The 22,623-nt window shown below is 30.6% G+C and carries 21 protein-coding genes; 1 reads left to right on the top strand and 20 read right to left on the bottom strand.

Annotation, left to right across the window (positions count from 1 at the left end; all coding sequences use genetic code 11):
* Positions 1-134: 134 nt before the first annotated feature.
* From LGK95_RS02825 to LGK95_RS02765, 13 genes are all read right to left on the bottom strand, one after another.
* On the bottom strand, positions 135-806 hold the full coding sequence (locus LGK95_RS02825) for a V-type ATP synthase subunit D (protein ID WP_226121993.1): 672 nt from the start codon (positions 804-806) through the stop codon (positions 135-137).
* 2 nt (positions 807-808) lie between these two features.
* Positions 809-2,191 carry a V-type ATP synthase subunit B gene (locus LGK95_RS02820; protein WP_226121991.1) on the bottom strand — a complete coding sequence of 461 codons (1,383 nt, stop codon included), beginning with the start codon at positions 2,189-2,191 and terminating at the stop codon, positions 809-811.
* Entirely contained in the window at positions 2,184-3,956 is a 1,773-nt protein-coding gene (locus LGK95_RS02815) for a V-type ATP synthase subunit A (RefSeq protein ID WP_226121989.1), read from the bottom strand. The genes LGK95_RS02820 and LGK95_RS02815 overlap by 8 nt, the downstream gene beginning before the upstream one ends.
* A gap of 12 nt (positions 3,957-3,968) precedes the next feature.
* Positions 3,969-4,277 carry a V-type ATP synthase subunit F gene (locus tag LGK95_RS02810; protein ID WP_226121987.1) on the bottom strand — a complete coding sequence of 103 codons (309 nt, stop codon included), beginning with the start codon at positions 4,275-4,277 and terminating at the stop codon, positions 3,969-3,971.
* The gene (locus LGK95_RS02805) at positions 4,270-5,271 is read right to left on the bottom strand and encodes a V-type ATP synthase subunit C (protein ID WP_226121985.1); all 1,002 of its coding nucleotides are present in this window, start codon (positions 5,269-5,271) and stop codon (positions 4,270-4,272) included. Before LGK95_RS02805 ends, LGK95_RS02810 begins: the two co-directional genes overlap by 8 nt.
* Before the next feature lie 62 nt (positions 5,272-5,333).
* Positions 5,334-5,933 (bottom strand): V-type ATP synthase subunit E, encoded by a 600-nt coding sequence (locus LGK95_RS02800; protein WP_226121983.1) that lies wholly within the window; start codon positions 5,931-5,933, stop codon positions 5,334-5,336.
* Between the two features lie 32 nt (positions 5,934-5,965).
* Complete coding sequence (locus LGK95_RS02795; RefSeq protein ID WP_226121981.1) at positions 5,966-6,442, bottom strand: V-type ATP synthase subunit K; 477 nt, start codon at positions 6,440-6,442, stop codon at positions 5,966-5,968.
* Between the two features lie 13 nt (positions 6,443-6,455).
* Complete coding sequence (locus LGK95_RS02790; protein WP_226121979.1) at positions 6,456-8,423, bottom strand: V-type ATP synthase subunit I; 1,968 nt, start codon at positions 8,421-8,423, stop codon at positions 6,456-6,458.
* Positions 8,410-8,736 carry an ATPase gene (locus LGK95_RS02785; RefSeq protein ID WP_226121977.1) on the bottom strand — a complete coding sequence of 109 codons (327 nt, stop codon included), beginning with the start codon at positions 8,734-8,736 and terminating at the stop codon, positions 8,410-8,412. Before LGK95_RS02785 ends, LGK95_RS02790 begins: the two co-directional genes overlap by 14 nt.
* A gap of 346 nt (positions 8,737-9,082) precedes the next feature.
* Entirely contained in the window at positions 9,083-10,792 is a 1,710-nt protein-coding gene (locus tag LGK95_RS02780; protein WP_226121975.1) for a B12-binding domain-containing radical SAM protein, read from the bottom strand.
* Positions 10,767-11,306: a class I SAM-dependent methyltransferase gene (locus tag LGK95_RS02775; protein WP_226121974.1), complete on the bottom strand. Its 540-nt coding sequence runs from the start codon at positions 11,304-11,306 to the stop codon at positions 10,767-10,769. Before LGK95_RS02775 ends, LGK95_RS02780 begins: the two co-directional genes overlap by 26 nt.
* A gap of 92 nt (positions 11,307-11,398) precedes the next feature.
* A complete protein-coding gene (locus tag LGK95_RS02770; protein ID WP_226121973.1) occupies positions 11,399-12,097 on the bottom strand; it encodes a zinc dependent phospholipase C family protein in 699 nt (232 codons plus the stop codon).
* Positions 12,098-12,185: 88 nt separating this feature from the next.
* Positions 12,186-13,484, bottom strand: a complete 1,299-nt coding sequence (locus LGK95_RS02765; RefSeq protein WP_226121972.1) for a hypothetical protein — start codon at positions 13,482-13,484, stop codon at positions 12,186-12,188.
* A 227-nt stretch (positions 13,485-13,711) separates the two neighbouring features.
* Here LGK95_RS02765 and spoVB point away from each other — a divergent pair, with 227 nt between their 5' ends.
* Positions 13,712-15,223, top strand: coding sequence for a stage V sporulation protein B (gene spoVB, locus LGK95_RS02760; protein ID WP_226121971.1), 1,512 nt, complete (start codon positions 13,712-13,714; stop codon positions 15,221-15,223).
* A 61-nt stretch (positions 15,224-15,284) separates the two neighbouring features.
* Here the strand turns inward: spoVB and LGK95_RS02755 are convergent, their stop codons facing one another.
* From LGK95_RS02755 to LGK95_RS02725, 7 genes are all read right to left on the bottom strand, one after another.
* Positions 15,285-16,913 carry a putative polysaccharide biosynthesis protein gene (locus tag LGK95_RS02755; RefSeq protein WP_226121970.1) on the bottom strand — a complete coding sequence of 543 codons (1,629 nt, stop codon included), beginning with the start codon at positions 16,911-16,913 and terminating at the stop codon, positions 15,285-15,287.
* Positions 16,914-16,925: 12 nt separating this feature from the next.
* Complete coding sequence (locus LGK95_RS02750; RefSeq protein WP_226121969.1) at positions 16,926-17,879, bottom strand: RluA family pseudouridine synthase; 954 nt, start codon at positions 17,877-17,879, stop codon at positions 16,926-16,928.
* 99 nt (positions 17,880-17,978) lie between these two features.
* Positions 17,979-19,151 carry a M20 metallopeptidase family protein gene (locus tag LGK95_RS02745; protein ID WP_264174458.1) on the bottom strand — a complete coding sequence of 391 codons (1,173 nt, stop codon included), beginning with the start codon at positions 19,149-19,151 and terminating at the stop codon, positions 17,979-17,981.
* 20 nt (positions 19,152-19,171) lie between these two features.
* The gene (locus tag LGK95_RS02740) at positions 19,172-21,190 is read right to left on the bottom strand and encodes a cell division protein FtsA (RefSeq protein WP_226121968.1); all 2,019 of its coding nucleotides are present in this window, start codon (positions 21,188-21,190) and stop codon (positions 19,172-19,174) included.
* 119 nt (positions 21,191-21,309) lie between these two features.
* The gene (locus LGK95_RS02735; protein WP_226121967.1) at positions 21,310-21,609 is read right to left on the bottom strand and encodes a hypothetical protein; all 300 of its coding nucleotides are present in this window, start codon (positions 21,607-21,609) and stop codon (positions 21,310-21,312) included.
* Between the two features lie 192 nt (positions 21,610-21,801).
* Positions 21,802-22,176, bottom strand: coding sequence for a hypothetical protein (locus tag LGK95_RS02730; protein WP_226121965.1), 375 nt, complete (start codon positions 22,174-22,176; stop codon positions 21,802-21,804).
* A 90-nt stretch (positions 22,177-22,266) separates the two neighbouring features.
* A complete protein-coding gene (locus tag LGK95_RS02725; protein WP_226121963.1) occupies positions 22,267-22,407 on the bottom strand; it encodes a hypothetical protein in 141 nt (46 codons plus the stop codon).
* Positions 22,408-22,623 lie beyond the last annotated feature (216 nt).

Here is a 22,623-nt window from a genome sequence, read left to right as displayed (position 1 = left end):
GATAATTGCCTTCATAGCAATAATTTTATTTTTATATTCTATATTCTGTATTCTATTTTTAATTATATCATACAGCCACTTAAGTTATCATAAAAAAATAAGGTGTTATAAAATACACCTTATTTTCATCTTATCTATGTGCTAATTCCTTTTGCATCTGCAATTTCTTGCGCCTTTTCCATCATGCTCTTAACCTTCATAAGTCTAGTTAAAGCTCCACGCTCATTTTCTGAAAGTTTCATTTTTATATACTTTATAGTATCTTTAAGTTGTGGTATTGTCATATATTCAAGCGCATTAACTGTTCTTCTAGTTTTCTCAATCTCATCTGCCATCAATTGGCAAGTTTTTTCAACTTCCGCTAGTTCTAATAGTCTTGGTAAAATTAGATATAACTTTTCTATTGCTCCATCAAGATCTGCTGAAGTACTGGCAAATCCGTAGGGATATATACTACCAGGATCATTTTCTAATTTTCTTTTGAACTTCATTATCGGAACATTAACGCTCATAAGATTTTTAGTTTCAACTTCTACAGAAATTTTTTCTTTTGGATACGCTATAGCTTCCTCTAGAAATTCTGGAGACATTAATGCACTGGCCATAACAAAATCTTTAAATGAGTTCTGTAATTTATCTTCAACACTCGCTCGAAGCTCATTATTATGTTTTATAAGATCAATAAATCTTCTCATAAGTTCATCTTGTTTATCTTTTAGTAATTTATGTCCACGAGTTGCAGTACCCAATTTTTTTTTAAGCTTAGTAAGTTCCATTCTAGTCGGGTTGACATTAAGCCTTGCCATGTTTACTCACCCTCTTTTCTTGGTAAGTACTTATCTAGATATTCATCTCTAATTCTTTTTAATTCATTCCTAGGCAGTATGGCTAAAAGCTCCCAGCCTAAATTAATTGTTTCTTCTATAGTCCTATTAGTTTCAAACCCTTGGGATACATATTGCTTTTCAAAAGCATCTGCAAATATTGCATATTTCTTGTCTGCATCTGATAAAGCTGACTCACCTAAAATAACTGCAAGCTCTTTTGCTTGTTTTCCTTGAGCATAAGCCGCAAATAACTGATTCATTGTATCTGCATGATCTTCGCGCGTTTTACCTTTTCCAATTCCTTTATCTTTAAGTCTTGATAATGAAGGTAGAACATCTACTGGAGGCATAATGCCTTTTTTGTAAAGTTCACGACTTAATATAATCTGCCCCTCAGTTATATAACCTGTTAAATCAGGAATTGGATGAGTAATGTCATCCTCAGGCATTGTAAGTATAGGTATTTGAGTTATTGAACCTTCAAGACCTTTAATCCTACCTGCCCTCTCATATAGAGTCGAAAGATCTGTATAAAGATATCCTGGATATCCACGTCTACCCGGAACTTCTTTTCTTGCTGCTGAAACTTCACGTAGGGCCTCACAATAATTTGTGATATCAGTCATAATTACAAGCACGTGATATCCTTTTTCATAAGCAAGGTATTCAGCTGTAGTGAGCGCCATTCTCGGTGTAGCTATTCTCTCAATAGCTGGATCATTTGCAAGATTCATAAACAATACGGTTCTGTCTATTGCACCAGTAGCTGTAAAATCATCTATAAAGAATTGTGCTTCTTGAAAGGTTATTCCTATAGCTGCAAATACAACAACAAATTTTGATTCAGAATTTAATACCTTTGCTTGCCTTGCTATTTGTGCTGCAAGTTGAGCATGAGGAAGACCTGATCCAGAAAACACTGGTAACTTTTGACCTCTAACTAAAGTATTAAGTCCATCTATTGCAGAGATTCCTGTTTGAATAAACTCTGATGGATAATCTCTTGCTACAGGGTTTAATGCTTCTCCATTTATGTCTAATCTCTTATCTGGTATAATTTTAGGTCCACCGTCTTTAGGTCTACCTAGACCATCAAAGACTCTTCCAAGCATATCTTCTGAAACTCCAAGTTCCAATGGTCTTCCTAGAAATTTAGCCTTACTTCCTTTTAAGTTAATTCCTGCTGAACTTTCAAATAGTTGAACCATTGCTTTATCTTCGTTTATTTCAAGTACTTTTCCGCTACGAATTTCACCATTTTGTAACTCTATCTCTACTAGTTCATCGTACTTAACGCCTTCAACTTTCTCTACAACCATTAGTGGCCCTACAACTTCAGTTATAGTTTTGTATTCTTTAATCATTAACAACTCCTCCTTCCGTTATTAATTTTTCTATGTCGGTAGATAGGGCTGTATATATATCATCAATTTTTGACATTTCAGTTTCTGGGATATATTTTGCTCTTGCTATTTTATCTCTTACTTTCATATTCAATATCTCTTTTAAGTAAACTCCTGCGATCAATGCTTTTTCACCCTCAACATGAAATGCTAAGACTAACTTTAACATTTTATATTGTTTACTAAGTGACGTAAACGTATCAACTTCATGGAATGCATTCTGTTGTAGATAATCTTCTCTAATAGATTTTGCAACTTCTAGTTTCAATCTATCTTTTTCAGAAAGGGCATCTACACCTACAAGTCTTACTATTTCATCAAGCTTTGCTTCTTCTTGCAAAATAGTCATAGCTTGAACTCTAATCTTTGTCCAATCTTGTGCAACATTCTCATCCATCCACGGAGCTAGTTGATCCATATACAGTGAATAAGAGTCCAACCAATTTATTGATGGGAAATGTCTTCTATAAGCAAGTTGAGCGTCTAGCCCCCAAAATACTTTAACTATTCTAAGTGTAGCTTGTGTAACTGGCTCTGACAAATCTCCACCTGGAGGCGATACTGCACCAATAACTGTAATTGCCCCTATTCTTTTATCATCTCCAACGCAAACTACCTTTCCCGACCTTTCATAAAAATCAGCTACACGTGATCCTAGATATGCTGGATATCCTTCATCACCTGGCATTTCTTCAAGTCTTCCTGACATTTCACGTAGTGCCTCTGCCCAACGAGAAGTTGAATCAGCCATTAAAGCTACAGCAAATCCCATATCTCTAAAGTACTCGGCTATTGTTATACCTGTATATACAGAAGCTTCTCTAGCTGCAACTGGCATATTAGAAGTGTTTGCTATTAACACTGTTCTTTTCATTAAGGATTCACCAGTTTTAGGATCTTTAAGTTCTGGGAATTCGTTCAAAACGTCTGTCATTTCGTTGCCACGTTCACCGCAACCTATGTAAACAACTATTTCTGCATCAGCCCATTTTGCAAATTGATGCTGAACTACAGTTTTTCCACTTCCGAATGGGCCTGGAACACACGCAGTACCACCTTTAGTTACTGGAAAAAAAGTATCTATTACTCTTTGTCCTGTAACTAGTGGCTCTACAGGATTTAATTTTTCAGCATATGGTCTTCCACGTCTTACTGGCCATTTTTGCATCAATGTAATTTGTTTAATTCCATCTTCTGTTTTTACCTCAGCTATTACCTCTTCTACAGTATATTCTCCTGCAGTTATAGACGTTATAGTTCCCTCTATTCCCTTAGGTACCATTATTGTTTGAGTAATAACAGTAGTTTCCTTAACCGTACCTATAGCTACCCCATAAGATACAACATCCCCAACCTTTGCAGTCGGAACAAAATCCCACTTTCTTTTTCTGTCGAGTGGTGATACATTTACACCCTTAGTTAAGAAGTTACCAGCAATAGCTCTTATTGCATCAAGAGGTCTTTGAATACCATCAAACATTGATTCCATAAGGCCTGGTCCAAGCTCAACGCTTAGCGGTTCTCCAGTAGTAACTACCGGGTCTCCTGGTCCGAGTCCTGATGTTTCTTCATATACTTGAATTGAAGCTCTATCTCCTCTCATTTCGATGATTTCGCCAATAAGACCCTTTTCTCCAACCTTAACAACGTCATATATATTAGCTTCGTCCATATCTTTCGCAACAACTAATGGACCTGAAACTTTTACAATTTTACCGGTTTTCAAGTTATATCCCTCCTATAAAATATTTACGCCAACTGCTTTTTCAACATTATCTCTAATTTTTTGCATTCCTATATTTAGTGAGCCTTGATTACTTGGTATTAATATAATGGCAGGAATCATCTGCCTATTGTATCTTGCTATAGTTTCATCTAAGTGCTGAGCTACCTGCTCAGTAACAAATATAACTGCATAATTATCTGATGCCATTTTATCTATTACTTTTTTAGCTTCTTCAATTTCAATAACAGGGTATACGTCAATACCGAGAGCTTTAAAAGCAAGAATTGAATCTTTATCTCCAACTACTCCTACCTTATGCATATACATCACGCACCCTTTCTCTTATATCTGCCGTATCAACATTATTTAATTTACCAACCATAACTATTCTTATTATTTTTATTTCTGTTTCCTTTGCTGCAATATAGGCAAATATCGGTTCAGCTCCAAAAGTTACATATTTAGCAGGTTTTAGGTCCTTCATAATAGAGTTTTCTGATAGCTTTTCAAGAACTGATAGTTTACCAGTCTTAATATATTCTTCAAGTCCTAGCCTTACAACTTCTCCATATTTGAATGAAGTAAATTTAGCTGCCATATTTTCAATTGGTTCACTAAAAGCTCTTAATAAAATATCACTAGCTATATCTCCACCGCTAAGTATAACCTCTTTTAAAAAGCTCTCATCCTTTTGTTGTCTTTTCAATCTAATGATAGACTTTATATTGGAAAAATCTATACTTCTCTTAACATAATCGATTATAAAATCGATTTTCGTTTTCTCTGCCTTGATTAACATATCTTTATACATATATTGATCTGTTATAATATCTATCTTTTGAGGATCTTTAAGTTCTTGATATATTTTTTCTGACTGAAGTATTGACTCCCTCATATTAGAGCTCAATTCCTTATACTCCTGCATCATCATATAAGACTTTAATTTTTCTATATCCACTGCACCAACCGGAATTAGCATATAAGATAAATCCTTATCTAAAGCTTTCCCTTTTAGCATTACCTTAATATTATGATAATCATATTTTAAGCTCATAATATCTACTATATCGGGGTCTGGAGAAATTTCATACATAAGTAAATATACTCTTTTTAATTCCTCCTTAAGTAGTATGTTGTAGTCCTCTACTCTTTTTACATTCCCCATAGAAATTGCATATTCATTTTCCTGCAAAATCTTAAGTACTTCATCCGCAGAGTTACTATCAACCATTCTCTCAATCTTTACTTTAGTAAGGAGTCTTGTTTCTAATACTCTTAGCCTAGCCACAGCTTGTGTAAAATTCATTTTATCCATATATGGCTATCCTCCTTATTTAGATCAGGAGTAGATAACAATTAGCAATTGTCATCTCCCTTCTATTTGAACAGTTCTTTAACTATTTCAGGTTCTAGCTCATCTCTTAGTGAATTAATTAGACTTTCAAATGTGTTGTTGATTTCTATGCCATTTTTATGCACTATAAATCCACTATTTATATCCCTTTGGTCAGAACTTATTTTTAGATCTCCCACTTTTCCTGAAGTTTTAAGTGCTGCATTAATATTAAATAAAAATTCATTCTCTACAATACTTTTATATTTTTCAGGAAATATAATTTCTTCATCCCCTACTATTGGCATTGATAAAAGGTAGCTTTTTATAAGTTCAAAATACTTATCATCATTCATTGTCAAAAGTTTTTCTAAAGCACATACAAAAACCTTATCAATCATTTCCTGCTTAGCAACTAACTTTTCATTTCTTACGGTTAGCTTAGAATTTGATATAACTCTCTGTGTTACCATAATAGCCTCAATTTTAGTTTTTTCCAGCATTTGATGTTCTACAACCTCTGCTTCTTTTATCTTCTTTTCTATAATTAAAGTCTCATTTTCCTTAGCTTCCTTCAATATAGCTTCAGCTTTAATATTAGCATCCTCTATTATTTTAGCTGATAAATTATCTAAATTTGACATATATTCACACCCTTTAACTTGTTAGTTTAAAATTAGAATATTTTTGTTATTAAGATTATTGAAACAACAAATGCTAATATCGCATATGTTTCAACCATTACAGCTAGTATAATAGCCTTTGTTGTATGTTCTGGATTTTTAGCTAATATTGCAATACCTGCAGCAGACGTTTTAGCCTGAGCTACTGCTGAATATAATCCAACAAATGCTATTGGCAAACTAGCCATGAATAAATACATTCCAGTATCTAGTGTCATTGCTGTTGCTAATTTAGGTAATATCATAAGTCCTATAACAAAACCATAAAGCCCTTGTGTTCCTGGTAACAATTGAAGAATTAGTGCTTTACCAAATTTATCTGGTTCTTCAGTGGTGAGTCCCGCTGCTGCCTCACCAACTAAACCTACACCTTTTGCTGATCCTATTCCTGGTAATAATACAGCTAAACTCATCCCTAGTGCAGCAAAAACATATCCACCATGTTTAACGAAAAAATCCATAAATGTCATAATTATTTCCTCCTTAAATTTTCATCTTATTTTTTACATTGATATATTGATTCTTGGGTTTAAACGCTTTGAAAGCTCTTCCCCCGCCTTTATAAAACTTACTAAAATACTCTACATATTGAAGTCTAGCACTATGAACATAAGCTCCTAGAGAACTTAAGAATAGATTAAACAATTGTGCACCTACAAATATAAATACTCCCAGCAATATATTATATGGTGTTGGTAACATTCTAATAATGCTATTAAACGCAGATGCTATAAATCCACCGGCAAGTCCAAGAGCCATAAGTCTTGAGTATGAAACCAAATCTCCTATGTAACTCGTAATACCATATAAACCATATATACCTCCACCAATCTTTCCGCCGAGTCCTTTACTTTCTCTTCCTTGAGTGAGTAATAGTCCAACCATTCCCGCTATCATAACCCATTTACCTATATTAATTACAAGTGGGCTTAATCCTACTTGTGCTCCACCTATTAGTAAAAATGCTCCAGTTAATGCTAAATACCATGTTAATACATCGTAAACAGCATCCATAGGCTTTCTGGCTTTAATTAATATATAAGCTTTAACTGCAAGACCAAAATAAATTTGGAATGCACCCATTACTATAGATATAATAAGTATTGTCATTAAATCTTTTGAAGGATTTAATAAACTATGATTTGATATAAATCCTATTAGGTCCCCAAAAAAGCTTCCATAAATAACTCCTGCAACAGTTGTAGGTACACTAAGAACTAGGAAAAATCTAGCAAACTTTCGTTGACCTTCATTTAAATTGAATTTTTTTAAAGCAAATGCCATAACTGAAAACATTAATATTCCATATCCAATGTCAGCTACCATCATTCCAAAGAATACCATATAAAAAGGTGTAAGTAATGGGGTTGGGTCAAGTTCTGAATACTTAGGTAAACTATACATTGATGTTATTGATTCAAAAGGTTCTACCACTGAATTATTTTTTAAAAGTATTGGTACTTCATCACTTTCTTTAGGAGCTTCTATAAGATCTAAATAAAAGTTATCTTTAGTTATAAGTTTTATAGTCTTCTCTAAATCTTTTGTTAATCCTGAAGGGACCCATCCTTCTATAGCAACTACACTTTCTGTTTTTAAGAAATTTTTACATGCCAACGCTTTTATATGTTTATTTGATAAATATTCATATACTATTTTAAAATCTTCTAGATAGATACAATCATTTTTTATATCTACATATATTCCTTTTTCTTCATTAGATATTTCTTCTAATCTTTTGTTAAACGTTTTTATAACCAACGCTGGAATTCCATCATATTTAAAATTAATTGCATTAAAGTTATGATTCTTAAATATGTCTTCTGCTTTATCCTCATAATCCTTATGTACTAAAGCAATTACATTTATTTCATCTTTCACTTCACTAATTACTTCTAAGTATGAATATGGAATTTCACTTTCTAATTTTTCTCTAAAAGTTTCTTTGATAACTTTAGGAATTGACCCCATTAAAAATACGGTCGATTTCAATGATTTTAGATCACTGAAAGTAGCATCCAATGATATCCATGGGGTTAATACTTCTATTTCCGAAGTAATTTTAGTTTTTTCATTCTTCATTTGGAGCAAATTATTCTCTTTTTCTTTTAGCCTCTTATAATTCTCACTATAGTTTGATTTTTTAGCTAAAGTCTCTAACTCCTCATAATTCAATAAACTTTTACCCTTGACTAAAGATTTTATAGCACCTTCTTTTTCTGAATACTTTATTAATAGATCAATTGCAAATTTTATTTTTGCTTGCTCACCTTCTAAAAAAGAAACTTTTTCATTCTCCGAGTCTTTTAGGAGAGATTGTAAATGTTCCCCTGTGCTTTCTTGTAGATTAATAAATTGAATATTTTCAAACTTGTGAAGGTTATCTAACAAAGCATCTTTTTGTGATTCAAATGCAAACAATGTAAATTTACTCATTTTAACTATTGCCATTATTTTTCACTATCCTCTCAACCACTATGCTAACTGCCCTATCAAATCTTTCTTTTTCTAAATTGAGTATATTCTCTATATCTATTTTACCAGCTTCTAAAATTGGTTCGGACTTCCTCCTACCTTCTTCTTTAGCGTCTTCAATCATTTTTTTATTTTCTTCTCGAACTTCATCCAAAATCTTTTTATACTTAACTTCAGCGTAAGTTTGAGATTCTTTAAGTATGTCTTTACTTTCAAAAGTTGCTTTACTTATAATATCTACTGCTTGCTTTTCTGCATCTTGTATACTTTTTATTGCCTCTAATGCCAAAATATCACCACCTTTTTCCTTAAAGTCACATAAAAAGAAATAGCAAGTTAACATGATATTTTGCTTTAACTTGCCATTTATTCTTATGTCCCTAAATAGGTATTATGAGTATAGTTAATTATTAACACTTTATAATATAATAATTTCACTTTATGTTAATTATTATCATATTTTATGTAGTTATTATTTACAACTAAATTATACTAATTATAAATAGAAACTTCAACCTTTTTTTGTAAAAATAAGCGAATATTCGTAATATTAACTCTTTTATTTATGCTTGAAATTTTTCTTAAGTAAATATATGTCCTCTTTTATAAACATACCAATTTTACTCATTATTATTTTACATTAATAAATAAGTTATATCCTTTATATTCTCCTCATTATTAATATCATATACTAAATATTGATCTTCTTTACATATATTATTATTATCTAAATAATCTAGAATATTAATGGTGAATTTTTCAATATGAATATCAGATTCATTGTTTATAATATTGTTTTCTAACATTTTCATCTTAATGTTTCTTTCTAATTCTTTATTCGACTCTCTAATTAGGAAGGTTGGAAGCCATTTCTTTTTATTATATTTAAGATAGTCGTATTTAACAATCTCTTTTAAAGCAAAACTTTCCTCTTTAAGTTTTTCCTCATTAAATTCAATAAATATTTTATAGTAATCTACAGATGAAATCTTTCTACTCAAGTATCCCTTTTGATAAAAGAACAAACCTAGTTCATAATAGAATTCAAATGGTGTATTAAACTTTTCAACAAAGTATTTTAAAATGGTACTAAACTTTTGTGAATTGTAATACTTATCTACCATTTTTTCTACCCTTTTTAATCTAACTAATTCCTCATAACTTATATCCCTTGTTTTTAAAATTTCATAAGGTGGATAGGGTGCATATACCATTCCCCACATTGAAACCTCATTCATCATATCTGAACCTTTAAGTAATTTTAAAAAGCCTAGTTGTATAACTTCTGCGTGAATGCTATAGACGTCATTAAAAGATTCCTTAAATGATTCATAATTTTCACCTGGAAGACCTGCTATTAGGTCTAAATGTTGATTAATAGTCCCTATTTCTTTTACTTTTGAAACTTTTTCTTTTATTTCATCAAATGTTACAAATCTACTTATATTATTAAGCACTAATGGGTTAGTTGTTTGTACGCCCACTTCAAATTGAAATCTTCCCTTTGGTGCCTTAGATAAAATATCTAGTTCTTGTTTGTTTAACAAATCCGCAGAAATTTCAAAGTGAAATGTTGTTTCACATTTCATATTTATTAAATATTCCCAAATTTCCGCTGCAAATTTCGGATTGCAATTAAATGTTCGATCAACAAACTTTATAAGTTGCACCTTTTTATCTGCCAAGAATTTCAATTCTTTCTTTACCCTTTCAGTATTTAGAAATCTAACTCCATGAGTTGTGGACGAAAGACAATACTTACAACTAAAAGGACATCCTCTTGATGCTTCATAATAAACTATTTTCTTAGTAAATATCTCCTCACTATATGGAAAAACAACCTTATTAATATCCATTAATGGCCTTTTGCCATTATAACCAATTTTACAATTATCTCTATAATATAGACCTAGAATGTTTTGAATACTGCTCACATCGCTAAGCGTCTTATTTTTCTCACATGAAATCTTCCAATTAATAAATTCTTTATATGTTTCTTCGCCTTCCCCCTCTATAACGTAGTCCCCTACATTTTCGGTAAGAAAAGCTTCACAGTCGTAACTAACTTCTGGTCCGCCATAAATGATTTCTATTTTACTATCTACAAGCTTTATAAGAGATGCTACAGCCTTTATATAATCAATATTCCATATGTAGCAGGATAATACTACAATATCTGGTTTATTTTTCAGAATTTCCTCTAAGATTCTTTCAATTTGATCATTGATAGAAAACTCCATAATCTCACATTCATAATCTAAGTTCTCTGTATATGATTTTAAATATCTTACTGCTAAGTTACTGTGAATGTATTTTGCATTAATTCCTACTAGTGTTACTTTCATCTTTTGATTTCCCTTTCTTTTTGCATATCATGTAGTAAATATTGTCTGAGTTTTTGATGGTTAATATTTCAAAATAAGGTTGTAAAACCTTAATTGTATTCTCTTTAGAACTATTTTTAAACATATTTAAGTCTCTAAGATATATCTGCTTTGTGTTTTTATCAGGTAATACAATCTTTATTTTAGAGTTGAAGATTTTAGAAATTCCTTTATCTATGTCCCATATATATAACAATCCGTCTTCTTTTAAGAATTTATATATGTCTTCTATTAATTTTTCCTTGTTTTTTGTAGTCTTTATATCACTTAAAGTAAAAAACAGTGCGCATATGTCATATACTCCCTTTTCTATCCCTATCTTCTCTTCCTTACCTTCTACATAATCTACGCTACTACTATCATCAGTATTTTGTTTATATATATTATATATAATCCCATAGTTAGAAAAACCTATGTCTAACAAATTTCCTTTGAAGATTTCTTTTTCTAAGTTTATAAAAACCTCCTTCTTCAATTGTTACTCCCCCCCATAAATGTGATTTCATTTGTTTTTACTTCTCTTAATTTATTCTTCAAAAACAAAATAATTCCTCTAAAACAAAGGAATTATTTCTTAACTTCATCATAAAAATTTAACATTAAGCCTGCAGTTGTCTTTTGTGCTCTCTGCACTATAAGGGTAGATATCTTCTTGTACCTATCCTCCTTGTTTTTTATGTTTGCGTAAGAAATATAAGTTTCATTAGCAAATAATGCATTATTTTTTATATAGTCTTCTACCTTATCTAGTTTTATTATTTCATTAAAAATAGGAAATGAATAATCACTCATTAATCTACTTATAATCCAAAGCTCAAAATTTCTGTGGTTTTTTAGCAGTTTATTGTTCACATGTTGAGGAACAGTCGCATCTTGAATTAAATGGCAAGCTGCTCCAAAATAAAATAGTGCTTGCCTTGTATCTCCTGCTTCCATAAATCTCAAAGCGCCTTTATAATATTTTTCAAATTCAGTTAATGCATTTGAAAATCCATAAAGACCAGTTCCTTTAATATGATGATAAAAATGATTCGAGCTTTTAAAATCTTGATCTGCCCAAGTAACCCCTTTGTTTAGTTCTTTTATATGCCCTTTATAAAAATTATTAACTTCGCTATATTCCTTATTTTTTAATATTGCAATAGCTTGAATATTTATAAATTTGTGAACAATACAATGAGTTTTCATTACCTTTTTTTTAATTGGATTTACTGTTATCATTAGTCCTTTTAAAGTTCTTCCATAAGTTGTTTCAATTCTTCCCATTAACTTGTTCACCCTCTCAATTTAGTATACTCTAAATGTGCTCTAAGCACATAGTTCAATTTATATAATAACAAATACTTATTACATTCTAATTCTTTTTGCTCAATCCAACAAGTATGCTAACTATTAGTGTCATTACAATCGCTAATAAATAATAACTAACCCTTTGCGTTAAGCCGCCAATATTATTGTTTGTATTTTTACTAAGACTAATTAAATATCCGTTTTTAGAATCTAAAACCATTAAATTATTAAAAAACTTCATGCTGGATATATAAGTGTTTCCTCCAAAGTTTACTTTTTCTTTAAGTGCGCCCGTTTTATTTAGACTATATATACTATTATCATTCTTTTCATAAAAATATATACAGTCTTCATCCCTAAGTATTCCTTTTTTATCAATTGCTAGACTTACTAAACTACTTACGGATTTATGTTGATAAAGTGGTGCAGAAGGGTTTGTAGTAGGGTGATGATCTAAAATAAGTGGTATAGTCTTATTTAATCCATCTTTGAATTTAGGAGAATTTATTGGGTCTCCTCCAGTATAATCCGGAAAACCATACCATGCACTTTTTTTAATTTTATATATATAATCACTATCACCCTTAACAGGCCTTAATCCCCTATTCTCCATGCCTCCAACAGTAACTAATATTTTCCCCTCGCTGTTAATATCCATCCCTCTCATATTTCTTATGCCCCAAGCAAAATTTCCCTCTGCACCCGTTTTTAAATTATAAATAATTATAGATGAATTTCCAATCATATGTTCTGTAATCATTTGTCCCTTTATGTTCCTAGTTTGATAGGAAACAAATGCTCCAGTTTTTCGTTCTCCAAAATTAATTCCTTTAATAGTTATGCTTTTGGGTGAAACATCATGATTTTCAGGATAACTTGTTAGCCACATATTGTCTGGACCAACTACTCCAGAATTTGTTGCTGCCCCTATTGTAACAAATAGATAATTTCCATTAATTCGAATTAAACTCTTATTATAATCTCCATAATTAGGTATACCTTTAATTATTTCTTTAGTTTCCTTTGATATTATATTATAAGAATATACTGATGTAGCTGATGCGTAATACAATACACCATTATTATAATCTAAACTAGATATACTTAGCTTCTTATTTGCAAATACATTGTAAGCTTTTCCCATTTTATCTATGTACTGTACTCTATCTTTGAAAGCTACATAATAATTTTCGTTAGTATCCTTCGTAAAATCTACTGCATTATTTAACCCTTTAAACATAATTTGTGATTTTATAAGTCCATCTTTAACTGTAACCCTATAGTCTTTAAATGAATTCTTTAACGAAAATAGTGCAAAAGTCATTACAGCTAAAATAACTATAAATCCAATGCTTTTCTTCATACTAGCCTCCTAATTTATAAATACTCTAACTTATATATATTTATATAGCTTAAAGTATATGTGTTAATGGCAACTAAATATTATAGTATGATAACTCTTCCAAATCTTATTTGAAATAACCCCCATTTTTATTTTAATGTTCCTTATAGAATATAATCATAAACCTTCACATATTAATTATTAATAACTATTATTTACTAACGTTTAAGAATTAGGGGGAACCTTTTATGATTAAAGATAATTTTTACAGGGATTCAATAATACTAACGATTTCAAATTTAACTGCTGGAATATTAAGATTTATGTTTTCTATTTTACTTTCAAAAAAATTAGGAGCTGAAGGTATGGGTTTATACAGCCTTGTAATGCCTATTTACGATTTATTTACTTGCCTTATTTGTGGGGGAATGGTAACAGCCATTTCAAAAGAAGCTTCATCCTATTATGAGGTAAATGATTATGGTAATTTAAATAAAACTATACATACTGCCTTAATTTTTGATCTTGCCTTATCTATAGTAATAACAATTGCAGTATTTATTTTTTCACCCTATATTAGTACATATATAATAAAAGATCAAAGAACACTCTATTCCCTTTGGGTTATATGCCCCGCTCTAATTTTTGTTGCTCTTTCTTCTATATATAAGGGTTATTTTTATGGCATTTCTAATGTTAAAGTACCTGCAATCATAGATATTGTTGAAAAAACCGTAAGAATGGCAATAATTCTTGGTATAATAAATTTCTTTGCATTAAAAAATGTAACTGCTACAGTAACTGCTACATATGTTTCGCTATCAATTGGGGAACTGATAAGTTTTATTCTACTATTTTTATTTTATGAAAAAAGTAAAAATAAATTTAAGAAAATTGTGAAAAAGACTGAAGGAAGAGCTCAACTTTTATTTAATATACTTGTTGTTTCATTCCCATTAGGTTTAAATGGGTTTTTAAACACTGTAATATCAGCATTATCAACATTAATCATCCCAGGACGTCTAGTTTATTCAGGCATAGAATATACTGAAAGCTTAGCTTTAATAGGCAAATTTTCAGGTATGGCTATGAGCATTGTTTTCTTTCCTTTTATTATCGTAATGTCCATGGCAACCATGCTAACTCCTGATATTTCTAAAAGTATTAGTAAAAATGATTATAAGGGTCTAGAAAGTAGAATAAAGGAAGTTATAAAAATTTCATTTTTACTAGGAGTTTCTACTATGATAATATGTTTATGCAGTGGGGATTCTTTAGGCAAATTATTTTTTGACAGATATGATTTAGGTTTGTACATACGCCTTGCTGCTTTATGTGCACCATTTATGTACATGTCTGGTTCAACCTTTGGAATATTAAACGGACTAGGAAGTCAAAAGGCTCTTTTAATTAACTCTGTAGTAATCTCAATTCTTGAACTAATACTTTTATATATATTATTAGGGATTCCAAATATAAATATTTTAGGCTATGGAATAACTTTACTTGTAACCTCTATTCTAAGCTTTCTAATGAATATAATTTCAATTAAGAAAAGTTGTTATATACATTTTTCATGGGGTGAAATTTTAATTGATATTAGTCTTAGCATATTTTTATACTTCATATTAAAAATTTTGCAAAGTACTATACCAGATACTATTTTCATTACAAAAAACATTGTAATTATTGCAACTGGTTTCTCTCTCTTATTATTTTCTCTCATTCTTACAAAAAAATCAAATAGGCCTAAGACTTAATTATCATAGAAGATGCTATTTATCATCATCTTCTATAATGTGCCTTAGACTTACTTCATTTCTATTTAATTCTAGATAAAATAGATTTAGGTATAAGTTTTATAATCTTACGTGGAAATATTTCTAAATCTTCTTTAGTTAATCCACCTATGAGCACTAGTATTAAGAAATAAGATACTATTGCGAAACACATAGAAATTAATACCGCAATTGCACTAGCAATATATTCATTGCTAACAAAGCTTAATAATAGATTAAAGTTACTATAAATTATCTTTGCAACTATCGCCATAACAACTGATGCTATTACAGGTTTTATTGCAAGACTAGGTAGTTTAATTTTAATTTTCAATACTTTATTAATAGTAAAATAGTTCAACATCAAAAGTATTGCAAAACTTACTGCATTACCCATGATTGCACCTAATATATTAATGCTTGGAATTGCAACAAAAATATAATTAGTAATTATTTTTCCAATTATTCCAAAAAACGCATAAACAGTTACTAAATATACTTTTCCAATTCCTTGAAGAATTGAAGTTTGAATACTAACCACAGCCATAAGAATAATTACCACTGACCCATATATTAGTAACCTTCCAACACCAGAACCATATTGGATTAAATATACTACAGGGCCCGCTAAAACTGCAAGTCCAAATGCGCAAGGTACTGCCACTAAGAAACATAACCTAAAAGCGTAATTAATTTTATTTCTTACAGCTTTTTTATCCTTAAGTGCCATTAAACTAGAAATAGACGGCAATATAGTTATGGCAAGTGATGAAATAATAGCTATAGGCACATTTATTAATGTTGTATATTTAAATAACACACCCCATAAAACATCTGCCTGTACTTTAGTCATTCCAAAAGATATCATCCTTGATTTAACTAACCACAAATCAATAAATAATCCAGATTGTTGTATCCCTAAACATATCGTCATAGGAATGGCAACATTCAATAGTTTTTTTATTATTCTTTTAGTAGTAAATCTCTTTATACTTAACTGGTTATATCCTTTAGGAACTCTAAAGACTTTATTTTTTTCATAATAATGGATCATATAAATTACAGCAACTAGTGCTCCTACCGATGTCCCAATTGTTCCACCTGCTGCACCTTGTGCTACCCCATATTTTATAAAACATGCTGCAAAAACTAAACTAAATATAGTATTCGCAATCTGTTCTAATACCTGTGATACTGCAGTAGGTGTCATATTACCTCTTCCTTGGAAATAGCCTCTATAAGCAGATAAAACAGAAGTCAATAAAATAGTTGGAGCAAGTGCCATAATAGCTAATTTTGAAGTAGAGCTTTCTGTTGCATTAGCTATAGGGGTTACGAATATAAGCATTAAAATTGACATAACCATTCCTAAAATAAGAAGTAAAAATCTAGCTACTTTAAAAGTCCTTATAGCATCCTTATAATTCCCGAGCGCTATAAGTTCTGACACCATCTTAGAAATAGCAACAGGAATGCCCGCATTAGTTAATATATATACATATGTAAATATATTGTATGCAGAAGCATATACTCCTATCCCATTCTCGCCTAGTATTTTCCCTAAAAAAGGAACATAAAGTAATGATAAAAACTTAACCATAAAACCTGCAGCGGTTAATATTGCAAAACCTTTTGTAGTGGATTGTGTTTTAAAATCTCCTTGTTCACTCATTAGATTCACCCTCTAAAATTTAAATACATCCCTTTTGATTTTTTTCAATGCTGGTGGTAAACTCTCTGCAATAGTTTTATTTTCCATATAATATAAATCCTCTGGGCAATTCTTAAATATTGTCTTATATGCATATAGATATTGAGAATCCAAACCATATTTGTTATTGAAAAAGCTATTCATTTTTTTATCACCATATTTAGGATCACCAACAATAGGATTACCAAGCTGACTTAGATGAGCTCTAAGCTGATGGCTTCTACCTGTTAAAAGGTTGATATCTAATAAAGAAAATGTACCGCAACTTTCTATAGTTTTAACTTCCATTGCTATTCTTTTCGTATCTGGCATTTGTGAGTTAAATACCTGTGATATGTTTGCATCTTCATTTTTATATATATATCCCTCATAAACTCCATCTTTAATTCTTCCTGTCACTAGTGCCATATAATACTTTTCTATGTCTTTTGCTCTTATCATTTCATTTAAAAGTTTAAGAGCTTTAAAGTTTTTACCAAACATAACTATACCTGAAGTATTTCTGTCTAATCTGTTACAAGGTGCAGGCGTAAATGTTATTTCATTTTCTGGTCTGTAATCACCCTTATCAAACAAATAAGAAAGTACATAATCTGTTAAAGTAGGGTCACCATCCTTTTGATCAGCATGAACTAAAACTCCTGGCCATTTTTCCACCATTAATATATTAGCATCTTCAAATGTTATTTTTAACTTATTATCTATTCTTTTGAACTCTGGTTTCTTAAACTCACTGGTAATATATTTTGTTTCAACAACATCACCTTGTACTAAAGAATGTTTTTCCTTGATTTTATTACCATTAACCCTAATATCACCTTTTCTGAAAGCTTTATATATTTTGCTTAAAGGCACATCCCCAAGTACTTTTCTCATAAATTTATCTGTTCTTTGTCCTGCTTCATTTGCTCCGATTTCTATTCTCATTCATATCCTCCTAGTTCTCTTTTATCTATTGACGAAACTTGCACATAATTATTCTACATTTAAAAATTACATCAAGCATCAATTATATACTAAATTGCGTTATGATTTCAATAAAAATTCATAAGCTAAATTGCATTGCATAGCTACACCTAAGGATAGACAGCTCTCATCTATATCAAATAAACTTCCGTGGGCTGGATTTACTATACCTTTTTCCTTGTTCCCACTTCCTAAAAAGTAAAATAATGCCGGTTTTTCCATAGAAAAGTAAGCAAAGCTTTCAACCCCCATAGTAGGCTGATCTAATTTATAAACATTGTTCTCTCCAATTAATTCACTCGCCTTATTCTCAAATATCTCAGCTAGTGCATCATCATTATAAAGGCAAGGATAACTTTCCTCAATGTTAATTTCACATTTTCCTCGCATTGATGTAACTATACCTTCAACTACTTGAACTAATCTAGTCTTTATATATTCCCTATGTTCACTTTTCATAGTTCTAATAATTCCTGATATTGTAACGTCTTCAGGTATTATATTTTGAGCTGTCCCTCCATGTATTGAACCTATAGTTATAACCGCGGGATCTGTAGGTGGAATTTCCCGACTTACAATACTTTGAAGAGTAATTATAACATTGCTTGCTATAACAATAGGATCTATTGTCATATGTGGGCTTGCACCATGTCCGCCTTTACCAATTATTTTTATGGTAAACGGATTTGATGCTGCATATGCAACGCCTCGTTTTAAACCAACAGTTCCAGCTTCTAACCACTCCTCAACATGAAGCCCAATAACAGCATCCACATTAGGATTTGTAAGTACCCCTTCTTTAATCATTAGAGGTGACCCACCAGTGGTTTCTTCTGCCGGTTCAAAAAATAATTTAACATTACCGTGAAGCACGTCTTTCATACCGTTCAATATTTTAGCTGTTCCTAAAAGTATAGTAGTATGAGCATCATGTCCACAGGCATGCATTTTGCCATTAATTTTAGAGACGTAATCGCATGTTTTCTTATCTTGTAATGGAAGTGCATCCATATCTGCTCTTAAAGCAATGGTTTTTTCACCACATCCCCTAATGATAGCGCAGATTCCAGTTCCTGCTACAGTGTAAAATTCAATGCCTTCCTTAGATAAAAAATCTTTTACCTTTTGGGAAGTCCTAAACAAATCAAACCCTAATTCAGGATTTTCATGTATGTCACGCCTTATGTCAATTAAATCACTTTCAATAGATATTGCCATATCCAAAAAATTCATTTTATACACCTCTTTACTTATTATTTTTCCCAATATATCTCTATAACATCCTTATCATTTAGTGGCTGGTAATAACTAGCTTTACTTTTGTTAAGCATTAGTACCAAGTTACCTTTTGAGATAGATAAGTCAAATTCCACATAATCAAATATATCTACAAATACGTATTTTTCTTTATTTTTAAGTGTTATATTTTTTTTATTAACCTCAACTTTTATTTCTAATACTTGTTTTTTCATCATCGTTACTTCTTTATCTACCTTTGTTACTTTTTTTCCAACTTTATCATTTTCGTCAAGAACCTGTTTTTTATATATCATGTCCCCTTCTTTTATAACATAATCCTCAAGAATTTGCTTATTATTCATTATAAAAGTTAATCCTTGCAGTTTATCTCCAAAATACTTTGAGTATTCTAGTATTGTAGCAGGGAATTCTATGAGAACATTGTCATTTTCTTTTATTATATCATTTATTAAGACTCTTTCTCCATTAATGAACGAAACCGGCTCAATGTTACAAATTGCATCCTCATAATAAAAGCTTACTGCTTGTATATTTTTTACATAGTCCATAATTCTAGGCTCAGCATTTTTACCATCCTTGCAGAAAACGATCTCAATAATGTCGCCTTCAACTACCTCAGAATCAATGTTGCTAAGTATGTTATTTATCTTAATTTCTGCTCCCTTAGCTAAAGTTCCAAATGCCACCCGTTTTATTCCATCAACACTGAACCTGATGTTATGTCCGTTCTTACCAATAAGAATTTTAGGGTTTATACCTTCTTGAGCCATCACATCCATCACTGTATGTTTATGCGAATTAAATAGACTTATAATCTTGTCATTTATAGTTACATCAACAAAATCATGTCCTAATTTCTTTATTGATATTAATGCTATACCTAAAACTGTAACACCGATACTTCCTAAACCCCCATCACAAATGCAATCAACTACTGATTCTCTGCCTTTGATTGCAACCCTTTGTATTGGTAGGTTTAATATTTTAGCAATATTTTCTTTTATCCAAGGTGTATGTGCTCCCCCTCCTACAAGAAATACAGCGTTAGGAGCTTTTCCCCCATTTAATTCGATTATTCTATTTCCTATTTCTTCAGAAATTTTCATAACTAAAGGGTTAATTATCTTTAGTACTTCCCCTGGATCTATCTCATTTTCAAGTCCTAAAACATCTATGTACTCTATTTTGTCTTTTCCACTACATTGCTTTTTAATTTTTTCAGCAGTGTTAAAATCAACTAAATAGGTTTGTGCTATTATTTCTGTTACCTCATCACCTGCAATAGGTACCATCCCATATGCACTTATACTATCCTTACTACTAATGGCAATATCAGAAGTACCTGCTCCAATATCAACTAATGCTAAATTTAAAAGTCGTAAATTTTGTGGCACAGCAGCTTCCATTGCAGCTATAGGCTCAAGCGTTAAGCTTATAACCTCAAGTCCAGCCTTATTCATAACAGCATAAAGACTGTCAATAACCGAACGTGGAAGAAAGGTAGCTATTATTTCTACTGCAATTTTTTCTCCCTTATGGGAGTTCAAATTTGTAATTATATATCCATTTAAATAGTAATTTTTAACGCTATATCCTACGCAATAAAGTTTACCTTGTGAAGTCCTTGCAACTTCATCCTCAGCGATTTTAACTGCAGTAAGCTCTAAACTTCGAATCGTTTCCCTATCAATGTCAATATCCGCTTCAATTTCTAGTTCAGTTTTAATTGAAGTTGTCCTTAGAAATCTTCCTGCAGCTGCAATTGCAACTTTAGTTAATGGCATCTTTAAGCTACTCTCTAATTCTTTTTTCACCTTTATTACTCCACTAGCGACCAATTGAATATCGTGAATTTGACCATCTATCATAGCTCTTTCTTCATGTTCTATGTAACTCTCAAATAGCACTTGAAACTTTTTTTCAAATATTACTCCAACTGTTCCTATAATGGATCTTGTTCCTATATCTAAAGCAAATATAAGTTCCTGATCATTAACATTTGTGATCTCCATCTATATACCTCTTCCTCACAAAATTATTTAAAGATCTGCATAAATCTAAATTAAGCTCATATTCATAGAATATGAGCTTAATAAAATTATATAACATTATATAAAAACATTCAATTAAACTATTGTAATAACTTAACTACGCCAGAACTCTCTGATACATAAGGTAATTGTTTTAAAATATTATAAACATACTTTGGCTTTAATTTATTATCTTCTAAAATATCCTCTAAAGATAGTTCAGTATAATACACCAGCTTACACCAAAAATCTACAAAGTCATCTCTTGTAATAAAAATTATGTCATCCCTCTCTTTAACAGTAAATCCGCAAGTAAATTTCTCTAAAATATCTTTGTCCGAGTTATTTTCATTTGATAAAATTAATAATACATCATCCCACATCTTCTTAAAGGCAACCATTAAATCTCCTCCTAAATAGACAATTCATTTAAATTATATCATAATCAAATGCCCTGCCAATTATTGTTCTTCATTACATTATATGTGTTGTCCCTTTACACTGCAACAGTGTAATTTCTAAATTCACATATTTATTATTAATACATTTTATAAATTCACAGCCCAACTATAGTAATTGAAATAAAAAAAGCATCATTGATGATGCTTTAGCTCATATATTCTTGTATATTCTTGTATATCTCTTTTAATTATTCTTCCACTTGTTACTGATTTTATACAATTTATATCATTACAAAGTTGGGAATAAATATAACACTTATCTGAAATATCAATTTGTTGTATGATTTCGCTCCAATGAAACTCATCAAAATCGTCTACAATATAACCATTATTATTAGTTTTTATATACTTAAATATATAATATTCCTCATTGAATTGGGTTTTATAATATTTTACTAAGTGTGTACTTCTATTATTATCTTTAGCATATGGATAAGTGCTAATTATTTTAGTCCATACTAATTCATCTTTATCAGTATCGAATTTTTTTTTATTATCGATTACCATAATATCACCCTATACAACATTATTCCTAGTTCTATGGTTTTATTACCATATAAAAGCACACAAATTGCTACTTCTAATTACATCGTAGAATTATATTTCGTTTTTCATCCTTTGTTTTGCTTGGAGTTCTGCTTGTTTGACTGATGAAAAATTAGCTATTTTTAATAATATTGTCGCTGAAAAAACTACACTAGCTGTCAACACACCTACCATAACTATAAAAGTTAGCATATTAAGATATCCCCCTTTTATGTTTAAGTTATACCCTTAATCTTATTATAAGGTAAATTTTGTAATAAATCAATATACTTTATTAATTTTAAGACTTAATATTTAATATAACGTAAATATTAAAATTTTTTATTAAGTAATTTTATAATTTATGTAAATCAGCAAGAGCATGACGATCCGTCATTACAAATTGTTGTAGATGAATATAAAAAGATT

Source organism: Clostridium algoriphilum (assembly GCF_020443705.1).
Lineage (GTDB): Bacteria > Bacillota > Clostridia > Clostridiales > Clostridiaceae > Clostridium_AD > Clostridium_AD algoriphilum.
This window is presented reverse-complemented; position numbering and strand designations above follow the sequence as displayed.